This is a genomic window from Microbacterium oxydans (assembly GCF_000956525.1).
Lineage (GTDB): Bacteria > Actinomycetota > Actinomycetes > Actinomycetales > Microbacteriaceae > Microbacterium > Microbacterium oxydans_A.
Genome location: NZ_JYIW01000026.1, coordinates 86,178 through 98,554, shown reverse-complemented (window position 1 = coordinate 98,554; position 12,377 = coordinate 86,178). Strand labels below are relative to the sequence as shown.

The window sequence follows — 12,377 nt, the reverse complement described above, 5'->3', positions numbered from 1 at the left end:
GGGAGGGCCGTCATGCTGTCCGACGGCTCACGATCCTACCCGTTCACCCCAGACAGGTCGGTCCGAGCAGGGACTTGAGGTCACCGAAGAGGTCGGCCGACACCTTCACCGGCATCGGCACCTCGAACACCTTCGCGGTGCCGCCGCGGTGCACGCGGAGCACGACCTCGGTGTCGCCGTTGTGGCGCCGGAGCACCTCGGCGAGCTCGGTCATGACGCGCTCGGTCGCGCGCTGTTCCGCGAACACCAGCGACAACGGCCCCGCCGCATCGAACGAGCCGACGTCGGGTGCGAACGCGGACTGCGCGTGCAGGTTCAGCCCGTCGTCGCGGCGCGACACGCGTCCGCGGACCGCGAGGATCGAGTCCTGCTGCAGCGTGTGCTGGAACTCGGTGTAGGTCTTCCCCATGAACATCACGGTCACCTCGCCGTTGAAGTCCTCGACGGTGATCATGCCGTAGGGATTTCCGCTGGCCTTCGCGACGCGATGCTGCACGCTGGTGACGAGGCCGGCGACGGTGACCTGGTCGCCGTCCTGGATGTCCTCCGAGTTGTTCAGGTCATGGATCGAGATCGAGGCGTGCTTCGCGAGCGGCACTTCGAGCCCGGCGAGCGGATGGTCGGACACGTACAGTCCGAGCATCTCGCGCTCGAAGGCCAGCTTGTCCTTCTTCACCCACTCCGGCTTCGCCGGCACCTTGGCCGGCGCGACCTCTTCGGTGCCGTCGTAGAGGCTGTCGAAGTCGAACCCGATGGCACCCTGGGCCTCGTTGCGCTTGCGGTCCACGGCGGCCTCGACGGCATCCTCGTGGATGTCGTAGAGCGAGCGACGCGAGTCGCCCATGGAGTCGAAGGCTCCGGCCTTGACCAGGGATTCGACCGTTCGCTTGTTCGCGACGTGCAGCGGCACCTTGTCGAGGAAGTGATGGAACGAGGTGAAGCGCTCGTCCTTGCGGGCCTGCACGATGCCGTCGACCACGTTGCTGCCGACGTTGCGCACTGCGCCGAGCCCGAAGCGGATGTCGTCGCCGACTGCGGCGAAGTAGTTGATCGACTCGGACACGTCCGGCGGCAGCACCTTGATGCCCATGCGACGGCACTCGTTCAGGTACAGCGCCATCTTGTCCTTCGAGTCGCCGACGCTGGTGAGCAGCGCAGCCATGTACTCGGCGGGGTAGTGCGCCTTCAGATATGCCGTCCAGTAGGAGACCACGCCGTAGGCCGCGGAGTGGGCTTTGTTGAACGCGTAGTCGGAGAACGGGAGCAGGATCTCCCAGATGGCGTTGACCGCGCCATCCGAATACCCGTTGGCGTGCATGCCGGCCTGGAAGCCCTCGAACTGCTTGTCCAGTTCGGACTTCTTCTTCTTGCCCATCGCACGACGGAGGATGTCGGCTTGGCCGAGCGAGAACCCGGCGACGCGCTGGGCGATCGCCATGACCTGCTCCTGATAGATGATCAGGCCGTAGGACTCGTCGAGGATGTCGGCGAGCGACTCCTCGAACTCCGGATGGATCGGCGTGATCGGCTGGGCGCCGTTCTTGCGGAGCGCGTAGTTCGTGTGGGAGTTCGCGCCCATGGGGCCCGGCCGGTACAGCGCGATGAGTGCCGAGATGTCACCGAAGTTGTCCGGCTTCATCAGGCGCATGAGCGCACGCATCGGTCCGCCGTCGAGCTGGAAGACACCGAGCGACTCTCCGCGCCCCAGCAGGTCGTACGCGCCGCGGTCGTCGAGCTCGAGGTGCTCGAGGTCGAGCTCCTCGCCGCGGTTCGTGCGGATGTTATCGAGCGCATCGGAGATGATCGTGAGGTTTCGCAGCCCCAGGAAGTCCATCTTGATCAGGCCGAGCGACTCGCATGACGGGTAGTCGAACTGCGTGACGATCTGCCCGTCCTGCTCGCGACGCATGATCGGGATGATGTCGAGCAACGGCTCGGACGACATGATGACGCCGGCTGCGTGCACGCCCCACTGGCGCTTCAGCCCCTCGAGCCCGAGGGCGCGGTCGAAGACCGTCTTCGCCTCGGTGTCGGTCTCGATCAGTGCGCGGAACTCGCTCGCTTCCTTGTACCGCGGGTGCGCCGAGTCGAACATGCCGTCGAGCGGCATGTCCTTGCCCATGACGGGCGGCGGCATCGCCTTCGTCAGCCGCTCCCCCATGCTGAACGGGAAGCCGAGCACGCGTCCGGCATCCTTCAGCGCCTGCTTCGATTTGATGGTGCCGTACGTGACGATCTGCGCGACCCGCTCCGAGCCGTACTTCTTGGTCACGTATTCGATGACCTCGCCGCGGCGACGGTCATCGAAGTCGACGTCGAAGTCGGGCATCGAGACACGGTCGGGGTTCAGGAACCGCTCGAAGATCAGGCCGTGCTCGAGCGGGTCGAGGTCGGTGATCCGCATCGCGTAGGCGACCATCGATCCGGCACCGGAACCACGCCCTGGCCCCACACGGATGCCGTTGTTCTTGGCCCAGTTGATGAAGTCGGCGACGACGAGGAAGTAGCCGGGGAATCCCATCTGCAGGATGATCCCGGTCTCGTACTCTGCCTGCTTGCGCACCTTGTCCGGGATGCCGTTGGGGTACCGGTACTCGAGGCCGGTCTCGACCTCCTTGATCAGCCAACTGTCCTCGGTCTCGCCATCGGGAACAGGGAATCGCGGCATGTAGTTCGCCGCGGTGTTGAACTCGACCTCGCAGCGCTCGGCGATCAGCAGGGTGTTGTCGCACGCCTCTGGGTGGTCGCGGAACAACTGTCGCATCTCGGCGGCGGTCTTGATGTAGTAGCCGTCGCCGTCGAACTTGAAGCGGTTGGGGTCGTCGAGCGTCGAGCCGGACTGCACGCAGAGCAGGGCCTCGTGGGCGTCGGCCTCGTGCTGGTGCGTGTAGTGGGAGTCGTTGGTGCCGACCAGCGGGATGTTCAGGTCCTTCGCGAGACGCAGCAGGTCGGTCATGATCCGGCGCTCGATCGAGAGCCCGTGGTCCATGATCTCGGCGAAGTAGTTCTCCTTGCCGAACAGATCTTGGAACTCGGCGGCGGCCGCGCGCGCTGCGTCGTACTGGCCGAGGCGCAGGCGGGTCTGGATCTCCCCGGACGGGCAGCCCGTCGTCGCGATCAATCCCTTGGAATAGGTCTGCAGCAGCTCGCGGTCCATCCGGGGCTTGAAGTAGTACCCCTCCATGCTCGACCGGGAGCTGAGCCGGAAGAGATTGTGCATCCCCTCGGTGGTCTCGCTCCACATCGTCATGTGGGTGTACGCACCCGCACCGGAGACGTCGTCGCTCTTCTGATCCGGCGAGCCCCACTGCACCCGCGACTTGTCGCTGCGATGGGTGCCGGGCGTGACGTACGCCTCAAGCCCGATGATCGGTTTGACGCCCGCATTCTTCGCCGCTTTATAGAACTCGAACGCGGCGAAGGTGTTGCCGTGATCCGTCACGGCGATGGCCGGCATGCCGTAATCGGCGGCTGCCTGGGTCATCGCAGCGATCTTCGCAGCACCGTCGAGCATCGAGTATTCGCTGTGCACGTGCAGGTGGGCGAAGGAGTCGGATGCCATGCATCGAGTCTACGGCGGAGCCCCGACACCGGAGGTCGGTGTCGGGGCTCAGCCAGTTCGAAGAGCTACTGTGCGGAGGGCACGATAGAGAGCGCGTAGGTTACCCGGACGTTCGGGACGCCGCCCGGCACCAGCCCGCCATCTGCGTTCAGATACTTGATGGTGTATCCCATCACCCAGCCCGTCGAGGTGTCGATCGAGATCCGCTCGGTACGTGCGTCCGCGTCGCTGAACTGCACCGCATAGGTCACGACGGAACCGTTCGTCGAATCGACCGCAGCGCGCCCGGATGTCTGCAGCGCCTCCAGGTACGCTGACCGGACGTCGGCAGGGGCGATGTTCGACTTGAGCACATCCAGAATCGAATACAGCACGGACTCCTCTCTGCCGCTCTGCGCTTGCGAAAAGAAGTCGTACCAGTAGTTCCAGAGCGCCTGCGGGTCCCGGGGCTGGGCGTCGTAGTAGTTCGGACCTCCGACTCCGGGTGTGTATCCGTAGTCGAGTCCACCGACGGAGCGGCTCTCGATGACAGCTGGGCTGTATGGGAGCACACTCGACCATGCCGAGCCCAGCGTCCCCTCATCCGCGCCGAAGGCCTGAACGAACTCGCTCGACGGTCCGCGCGAGCTGATCCACTCTCCCGACCGGTCAGCCGGCATGGTCGTGCTTGAGTAGCCCCTCATCACTGCTGCGGCGATCGGTGGTGTCCCGAAATTCGAGAACCACTGGTTCACTCCGCCGTTGCCGTCTCGATAGAAGATGCTCTCCTCCGTCGCCGTGATCTTCAGATACTGTCCTGGCTGCGGAGTCGTACCGGGGAACACTTCTGTCGCCCCGGTCCCGACGGTCGGGACCGGTTTCGGGATCCTCTCCCCGGGCGTCCGGGGATCGCCCGGGGAGACGGGAACAGCCTCCACCCGCGGGGCCGGCGCGACCGGCTGGTTGATCACCACCACCGTCGCGGTGACGGCGGCGACCGTCGCCACGGCTCCCGCGATCACGAGCATCGGCCGCCGCGCGAGCCGCTTCCGCTCCGCGGTCCGGCCCGCATCGATCCCGTCGAGCAACCGGGATCGGGCACCGGAGATGCGGTCCTCGGTGAGTCCTGCTCCTGCGTTGACCTCACGCACGCGCTCGAAAACGTCCATCGACTGCTCCTTCCTTCTCTGCATTCACGTTTCGTGCTCGGCCCGTCGATCTGTCCGGGTTCAACCGGGTCCGGATGCGGTTCATCCGCGAGCGGACGGTGCCGACCGGCACGCGGAGAGCGAGTGCAACCTCCTCATAGGTCAGATCGCCCCACGCGTAGAGCAGGAGCGTGTCGCGTTCCTTCACTGACAGGCCGGCGATCCGAGGTGCCAGCTCCCGGGTGGAGATCTCCGCGTCGAGGCGAGCGGTCGTCGCCTCGAGGTCCCCGTGCGAGATGTGCTCCTCGCGATGCGCGGACGCGACGCTCGACCGATAGTGCTTCGCTTCCTTCGCCCGGTGCTTCCTGATCAGCCGGGAGGCGATCCCGTACAACCAGGGAAGGGCCGAGTCCCATGACGTGTCGAACGACGTCCGTCGTGCAAACGCGACCAGGAACGTCTCACTCAGGATGTCCTCGCCCGCATCGACGCCGAGACGACGGGCGGCGTACCCGCCGACCGTCTCGGCATGCCGATCGAACAGTTCGGCGAACGCTCGGGGCTGTCCGAGCGACCGCTGAATGATCTCGCTGTCTGTGCTCACACTATGTATTGCCCGAGAACGGACGAACGGTTCCAAATCCGTCACGGAGCCGCATCGACGACGGACACCACGTACGTCCGCCGAATGTCCGGGATGGCATCGGGCACCACTGCAGACCCTGCGCCGGTCGTCACGGTCGTCTCCTCGACGAGACCCGTGATCGTGTCGATCGTCGCAGTGCGACGCACCGTGCTCGGGTTGCCGGAGATGTCGACTGTGGGCGTGGTGAGGGCGACAGTGAAGTCGTCGCCCGCGACACCGATCAGTTCGAACCCGTCGAGCATGCTCAATGCTGTATACATCGCCGCGCGCGCCTCGGACGATCCTGCGTTGCGGGCGAGCAGCTCGATGAGCAACCAGCCCACCTTCGAGTTGTCGGATCCTGGCGGCGTCTCCTGATGCTCATCGATCCAGGAGATCAGCTGCGCTGGATCCTTGGGCATCGAATCGAAGAACGCGGCGAGAGAGTCGCCTCCGGCCGTCGACCACGGGGCACCGGCGCCGCCGGCCTGGCCGTACGGCTCGTACGACGTGTGCGCGGTCTCCTGCTGATAGAGCTGGGAGCGCTGGGCGGCGTCCGGACCGTAGAGATCGCCGATCTGAGAGGGCCCTCCGGCGTATCGCCAGTCCGCGTACGGGTCTGCCGGGACGTACACGTCGTACGACCCTGTGACGCCCCACGCGCTGGTGGCGTTCGAGCGATCGGCCGAATACTCGCCCCACCCGTTCGCCGGTTCGAAGAAGACGATGTCGTTCACCGCCACCTGGAGACGCAGATACTGCCCCGGCGCGACGGTGAGCCCCGAGAAGCTGGCGGCTGCAGCTCCCGCGGCACCGAACGCACTCGTCACCGTCAGCGGTTCAGCAGTGGGTTGCGGCGTGGGTTGCGGATCCGTGCTCGGGCTCGGCGCTGTCGACGGCACCACGGTCGGGACAGCCTCGACGCTTGGCTCAGGCGTCGTGAGGCCGCCGACGACGAGCACACCCGCAGTCACCGCGGCGGCACCCGCAAGCACGCTGCCGGCGATGATCCACGGACGACGTCTGGCACGCGTCGAGAGCGGAACCGACTCTCCGCGGATCTCGGCCATCAGCATCGCTCGCGCGGCCGCCACGTTCTCCTCAGCGCCGTCGATCTCGGGACGGGCCTTCTGCGCTTCCTCAAACACGTTCATTGGACTCTCCCTGCTCCACGATCTCGATGACCTGTGCGACGTCTTGTGCCCTGCGCCCTGGGTCCAGCCGACGCCGCACGCGGTTCAACCGCGAGCGGACGGTCCCGACCGGAACACCGAGCGCCTCCCCGATCTGCTCGTACGTGAGTCCCTGCCAGGCGTAGAGCAGCAGGGTCTCGCGGTCCCGCGGCGAAAGGGACGCGATCCGCGTCCGCATCGCCTGCACCTTCCGCTCGGCATCGATCCTCGCCATGGCCTCGTCCACACCGCCATCCGATGTGTGTTCCTCGCCCGTCACCGCGGCGGCGAATGACCGCCAGTGCTTCGCCTCGACGGCGCGATGCCGACGGATCAGGCGCGAGGCGATGCCGAACAGCCAGGGCGCGGCCGATTCGATGCCCGTATCGAAATCTGCGCGACGTCGGAACGCGACGAGGAAGGTCTCACTCAAGACGTCCTCAGCCGCATGCCGGCCGATTCGGTAGCTCGCGAAGGCGTTGATCGCGCGGGAATGTCGGTCGAACAGCTGCGCGAAGGCCGGCGGGTGTTCGAGAGACCGTTGGATGATCTCGCTGTCTGTGCTCACGCTGTGTATTGTCCGTGTCCCGTCGAACGGTTCACGGTTTCTTCATCGACTTCCGAGCCTTCTCCAGATCGAGCCGCATCAGGGCGCCGGGCTGTGCCGCACACGCCGGCGACGTCGTCGAACTCCACTGCGGGGCGCACCTCGATGTCCATGGATCCAGTGTCGCCGATGCCTCTGACGCTTCGACAGGCTCAGCGACCCAAGGGCGGCTCAGGGACCGAGGGGCAGCTCAGCGACCCAAGGAGCGGCGCAGCGAGCCAAGAAGCGGCTCCGTGCTCTCGAGACCTCGAGGGCGGCTACTCCCCGCGCAGCACGTCGAGGGCGTGCACGAAGTCTGCAGGGTACGGCGATTCGAACTGCACCCACTCCCCTGTGCCCGGGTGCGTGAACGCCAGCTGGTGCGCATGCAGCCACTGCCGGGTGAGTCCGAGCCGGGCGGACAGCGTGGGGTCGGCGCCGTAGAGCGGATCCCCCACGCACGGATGCCGGTGCGCTGCCATGTGCACGCGGATCTGGTGTGTGCGCCCCGTCTCGAGGTGGATCTCGAGCAGCGACGCTCCCGGGAACGCCTCGAGCGTCTCGTAATGCGTGACAGAGGGCTTGCCGTCCGGAACGACCGCGAACTTCCACGAGTGGTTCGGGTGGCGCCCGATCGGCGCCTCGATCGTCCCAGCGAGCGGATCGGGATGTCCTTGCACCACCGCGTGGTAGATCTTCTCGACCGTGCGCTCCTTGAACGCGTGCTTGAGCACCGTGTACGCGTGCTCCGACTTCGCGACGACCATCAGACCACTCGTGCCGACGTCGAGCCGATGCACGACGCCCTGTCGTTCCGGTGCACCGCTCGTCGAGACGCGGAACCCGGCGGCCGCGAGTGCACCGACGACGGTCGGTCCCTCCCAGCCGAGCGAGGGGTGCGCTGCGACACCGGACGGCTTGTCGACGACGACGATGTCGTCATCGTCGTACACGATCCCGAGATCCGGAACCGGGATCGGAACGATCTTCGGTCCCTCCTTCGGCTGCCACTCCACCTCGAGCCATCCACCGCCGCGCAGACGATCGGACTTGTCGAGCGTGACCCCGTCCAACCGAACGCCGCCGGCCGAGGCGACATCGGCCGCGAAGGTGCGCGAGAATCCGAGCATCTTCGCAAGTGCTGCATCGACCCTGGTGCCCTCGAGCCCATCGGGCACAGGCAGAGAGCGGGACTCCACCGTCAACGCCCTCCGGCGGTGGGTGCGGCGCCACCGGCTGGCGCGTCGTCCGCTGTCTCGGCCGACTGGGATTCAGCAGCACGCTGCTCCGCCTCAGCGACCGCGACGGCCTCCGCCTGCTCCTCGGTCTCCACCGTCACGTGGTCGCGCTCACGCGTGCCGTCGAAGCGAAGGCCGAAGACGACCAGCAGGGCGACCGAGATCATGCCAGTGACGATGAAGATGTCGGCGACGTTGAAGATCGCCGGCATCATCCAGGGCATCGAGATCATGTCGACGACGTGGCCGACAGGGAAGCCGGGGTCGCGGAACAGTCGGTCTCCGAGGTTGCCGAGCACGCCGCCCAGCAGGCAGCCGAGCACGACGGCCCAGAGACGCGAGCGAAGTCCGAAGGCCTTCCAGATGATGACGCCCGCGACGACTGCGAGGGCGATCGTGAAGATCCAGGTGACCTCGGAACCGAGCGAGAACGCGGCACCGGGGTTGCGCACCGAGTACAGCTGCAGGAACTCACCGAGCACGGGCACGGGCTCCTGCAACGGCAGGTACGTGACGGTGAGGTACTTCACAAACTGATCGGCGGCCAGTACGAACGCTGCGAGAACCGCAACGAGCGCACCGGCCGCCGACCGACGAAGGGGGCTACGTGTCAAGACCTACGACCTACAGTCCGATCGCGGAGACAGGCGTGGAGTCCGTCGATGCCGACTTCTCGTCGAGGTCGCGGAGCTGACCCTCGATGTAGCCGCGCAGCTGCGAGCGGTAGTCACGCTCGAAGTTGCGGAGCTCGGTGATGCGGGCCTCGAGCGTGTTGCGCTCGCGCTCCAGACGGGCAGCCTCTTCGCGCTGCTTGGCCTCGGCCTCGCTGCGGATGCGGTTGACCTCGTTCTCGGCATCGGCGATGAGCTGGTTGCGCTTCGCCTCACCCTCGGCGACATGCTCGTCGTGGAGACGCTGAGCGAGCTCGATGATGCCTGCGGTGGCGGTGGCGGAGCCGGACGGCGCGGGCTCGGCCTGCGTCTCGACCACGGGAGCCGGAGCTGCGGGGACCTCAGCGGCGGGAGCCTCTGCGGCAGCCGACTCGGCTGCGGGGGTCTCACCAGACTCGTATGCGGCCAGCTTGGCCTTCAGCTCGACGTTCTCTTCGAGGGCCTTGCGCCACTCGATGACGATCTCGTCGAGGAAGTCGTCGACCTCGTCGGGGTCGAAGCCGTCCTTGAAGCGGACGTGCTGGAACTGCTTGGTGACGACGTCATCCGGGGTAAGTGCCATGAGTGGCTCCTCTTTCGATGAGTTCGGTTGCCAGTTTTGTATGGCGTGGTCGTGATGTGGCGCGAACCCGGGGGTCGCGCCTGGGTGCCAGCATAGTCCCCGCGCCTTTGCGCCGCGATGTCACGACACCCGGGAGCGGGGAACTCCGGATCAGATGAACAGCCGGACGATGTTCATGAGGATGAGCACGATCAGCATGGTGATCGCGAACCCGAAGTCCAGCGACAACGTGCCGATACGAAGCGGAGGAATGATCCGCCGGAAGAACCGGATGGGCGGATCGGTCAGCGTGTATGCGGCTTCCGCTGCGACGAGCCCGAAGCCCTTGGGACGCCATTCCCTGTTGAACAGGGGGATGTAGTCGAGGATCAGGCGCGCGAAGAGCACGAAGATGTACAGCAGCAGGACCAGATGGACGATGCTTGCGATGACAGAGACGAACCCCACGGGCTACGACTGGTCGAAGCCCGCAGACTCGGCGTCTGCGCTGGCGATGCCGCCGTGACCCGACACAGCGATGTTCTCCGGCGAGAGCAGGAACACCTTCGAGGTGACGCGCTCGATGCGGCCGTAGAGGCCGAGGGAGAGTCCGCTGGCGAAGTCGATCAGACGACGTGCGTCGGCATCGCTCATCTGCGAGAGGTTGATGATGACCGGCACGCCCTCGCGGAAGCTCTCAGCGATCAGCTGAGCATCGCGGTACTGCTTCGGGTGCACCGTGAGGATCTCGTTCACAGCGCCCACCGAAGGCTGGCGGACGGCGACAGGACGGCGCAGCGGCGTGACTGGCGCCGGAGCGGGCTCGTCACGGTCACGGTCGCGGTCACGCTCGCGGTGAGCGCGGGCAGGAGCCTGCTGCTCGTCTTCATAGGTCTCTTCCTCGTCGGCGAGGCCGAGGTACACCATGGTCTTCTTCAGCGGGTTACCCATCGTGTCCTCCGGTTCGAACGTGTCGGGTGGTCTGGTTAGAGGTTAACCCCGGTCGGGCCGGGGTCCGGTGATTGCGGAGCCGATCCGCAGGTGTGTCGCGCCTGCGGCGATGGCTTCCACGAAGTCGCCGGTCATTCCGGCGGAGATCCACGTCGCATCTGCGTCGACGGTTCGGATGCCGTCCGCGACGTCACGAAGTCGAGCGAAGGCGGATGCCGGCTCCTCGTCGAGTGGAGCCACCGCCATCACGCCGCGCAGACGCAGTGTGGGCAGCGCGAGCACGTGCTCGGCGAGGGCGATCGCATCCGCTGGCTCGACACCGCCTCGACCGAGGTCGTCTGTCAGATTGACCTGCACGAGCACGTCGAGACGGGTGTCGTCTTCGGCTGCGCGGTCGAGTGCGTCAGCGATCCGGGCGCGATCGATCGAGTGGACGACGTCCGCGCTGCGACGGATCGCCGACGCCTTGTTGGTCTGCGCCTGACCGATGAAGTGCCAACGCAGGTCGAGTTCCGCGAGTTCGCTCTGCTTCGCCGAGAGTTCCTGCTGACGGTTCTCCCCCACCTCGGAGACGCCCAGTTCCCGCAGCTCGCGAACGAGCGACGACGGGTGGAACTTGGTGACGACGATGCGGGTGATCTCTGCAGGATTCCGACCGGCGAGGCGCGCGGCGTCGGCGATGCGTGCATCGATCGCCGACAGCCGCGTCCTCAGATCGGTCACTTCAGGAATTCGGGGATGTCGATGTCGTCATCCGCGAACGCCGGCTCGATGCTGGTCGCCGGAACGCGCTGCTGCGCCGGCTCAGCCTCGGCAGCGGGCTTGGACGCCGTCTCGTCGGGGAGAGCGACCTCGGGCAGCGTGGTCGCTGCCGCGGGGCGCGAGACGACCATCGGGTCGAGACGCAGCGAAGGCTCCCCGCCGTCGAATCCGGCGGCGATCACGGTCACCCGCACCTCGTCGCCGAGCGTGTCGTCGATGACGGTACCGAAGATGATGTTGGCCTCGGGGTGAGCGGCTTCCTTCACCAGATCCGCGGCGTCGTGGATCTCGAAGATGCCGAGGTTCGATCCGCCCTGGATGGAGAGCAGCACGCCGTGGGCGCCCTCGATGCTCGCCTCGAGCAGCGGCGATTCGACGGCCAGTTCGGCCGCCTTGATCGCGCGGTCCGCGCCGCGCGCGGAACCGATGCCCATGAGCGCGGAACCCGCCCCCTGCATGACCGACTTCACGTCGGCGAAGTCGAGGTTGATGAGACCGGGGGTGGTGATCAGGTCGGTGATGCCCTGCACACCGGCGAGGAGCACCTGGTCGGCGGTGGCGAACGCCTCGATCATCGAGATGCCGCGGTCGCTGATCTCGAGAAGACGGTCGTTCGGCACCACGATGAGGGTGTCGACCTCTTCCTTCAGCTTCGCCACGCCTTCTTCGGCCTGGCTCTGGCGGCGGCGTCCCTCGAAGGAGAACGGCTTGGTGACGACACCGATGGTCAGGGCGCCGATCGACTTCGCGATGCGCGCGACGACGGGTGCGCCACCGGTACCGGTTCCGCCACCCTCGCCAGCGGTGACGAAGACCATGTCGGCGCCGGTCAGCGCCTGCTCGATCTCCTCGGCGTGGTCTTCCGCAGCGCGACGGCCGACCTCGGGGTCGGCACCTGCGCCGAGTCCGCGAGTGAGCTCACGACCTACGTCGAGCTTGACGTCGGCATCGCTCATGAGCAGCGCCTGTGCGTCGGTGTTGACGGCGATGAACTCGACTCCGCGGAGCCCGAGATCGATCATGCGGTTCACGGCGTTGACGCCGCCACCGCCGACGCCGACGACCTTGATCACGGCGAGGTAGTTCTGGTTCTGGCTCATGGCCGGCCTCCGATTAGTCGAGCCTTGGATTGGGTTGAACCT

Annotated in this window: 13 protein-coding genes; all 13 read right to left on the bottom strand. The window is 66.4% G+C overall.

Annotation, left to right across the window (positions count from 1 at the left end):
- Positions 1-43 precede the first annotated feature (43 nt).
- Positions 44-3,562: a DNA polymerase III subunit alpha gene (dnaE, locus tag RS83_RS13010; protein WP_045279967.1), complete on the bottom strand. Its 3,519-nt coding sequence runs from the start codon at positions 3,560-3,562 to the stop codon at positions 44-46.
- Between the two features lie 65 nt (positions 3,563-3,627).
- Positions 3,628-4,569, bottom strand: a complete 942-nt coding sequence (locus tag RS83_RS13005; protein WP_197072132.1) for a hypothetical protein — start codon at positions 4,567-4,569, stop codon at positions 3,628-3,630.
- Between the two features lie 115 nt (positions 4,570-4,684).
- The gene (locus tag RS83_RS13000; protein WP_052679116.1) at positions 4,685-5,293 is read right to left on the bottom strand and encodes an RNA polymerase sigma factor; all 609 of its coding nucleotides are present in this window, start codon (positions 5,291-5,293) and stop codon (positions 4,685-4,687) included.
- 41 nt (positions 5,294-5,334) lie between these two features.
- Positions 5,335-6,468: a hypothetical protein gene (locus tag RS83_RS12995; RefSeq protein ID WP_045279965.1), complete on the bottom strand. Its 1,134-nt coding sequence runs from the start codon at positions 6,466-6,468 to the stop codon at positions 5,335-5,337.
- Positions 6,455-7,054: an RNA polymerase sigma factor gene (locus RS83_RS12990; RefSeq protein WP_045279964.1), complete on the bottom strand. Its 600-nt coding sequence runs from the start codon at positions 7,052-7,054 to the stop codon at positions 6,455-6,457. Before RS83_RS12990 ends, RS83_RS12995 begins: the two co-directional genes overlap by 14 nt.
- Positions 7,051-7,206 (bottom strand): hypothetical protein, encoded by a 156-nt coding sequence (locus RS83_RS18835; RefSeq protein WP_156153212.1) that lies wholly within the window; start codon positions 7,204-7,206, stop codon positions 7,051-7,053. Before RS83_RS18835 ends, RS83_RS12990 begins: the two co-directional genes overlap by 4 nt.
- A 144-nt stretch (positions 7,207-7,350) precedes the next feature.
- Positions 7,351-8,271 (bottom strand): RluA family pseudouridine synthase, encoded by a 921-nt coding sequence (locus tag RS83_RS12985; protein WP_045279963.1) that lies wholly within the window; start codon positions 8,269-8,271, stop codon positions 7,351-7,353.
- Between the two features lie 2 nt (positions 8,272-8,273).
- Positions 8,274-8,840: a signal peptidase II gene (locus RS83_RS12980; RefSeq protein WP_052679115.1), complete on the bottom strand. Its 567-nt coding sequence runs from the start codon at positions 8,838-8,840 to the stop codon at positions 8,274-8,276.
- 94 nt (positions 8,841-8,934) lie between these two features.
- Positions 8,935-9,543 carry a DivIVA domain-containing protein gene (locus tag RS83_RS12975; protein ID WP_045279961.1) on the bottom strand — a complete coding sequence of 203 codons (609 nt, stop codon included), beginning with the start codon at positions 9,541-9,543 and terminating at the stop codon, positions 8,935-8,937.
- A gap of 150 nt (positions 9,544-9,693) precedes the next feature.
- Positions 9,694-9,990: a YggT family protein gene (locus RS83_RS12970; RefSeq protein ID WP_045279960.1), complete on the bottom strand. Its 297-nt coding sequence runs from the start codon at positions 9,988-9,990 to the stop codon at positions 9,694-9,696.
- A gap of 3 nt (positions 9,991-9,993) precedes the next feature.
- Positions 9,994-10,473 (bottom strand): cell division protein SepF, encoded by a 480-nt coding sequence (locus RS83_RS12965; protein ID WP_045279959.1) that lies wholly within the window; start codon positions 10,471-10,473, stop codon positions 9,994-9,996.
- 42 nt (positions 10,474-10,515) lie between these two features.
- Positions 10,516-11,196 (bottom strand): YggS family pyridoxal phosphate-dependent enzyme, encoded by a 681-nt coding sequence (locus RS83_RS12960; protein ID WP_045279958.1) that lies wholly within the window; start codon positions 11,194-11,196, stop codon positions 10,516-10,518.
- A complete protein-coding gene (gene ftsZ, locus RS83_RS12955) occupies positions 11,193-12,335 on the bottom strand; it encodes a cell division protein FtsZ (RefSeq protein ID WP_045279957.1) in 1,143 nt (380 codons plus the stop codon). The genes RS83_RS12960 and ftsZ overlap by 4 nt, the downstream gene beginning before the upstream one ends.
- Between the last annotated feature and the right edge of the window lie 42 nt (positions 12,336-12,377).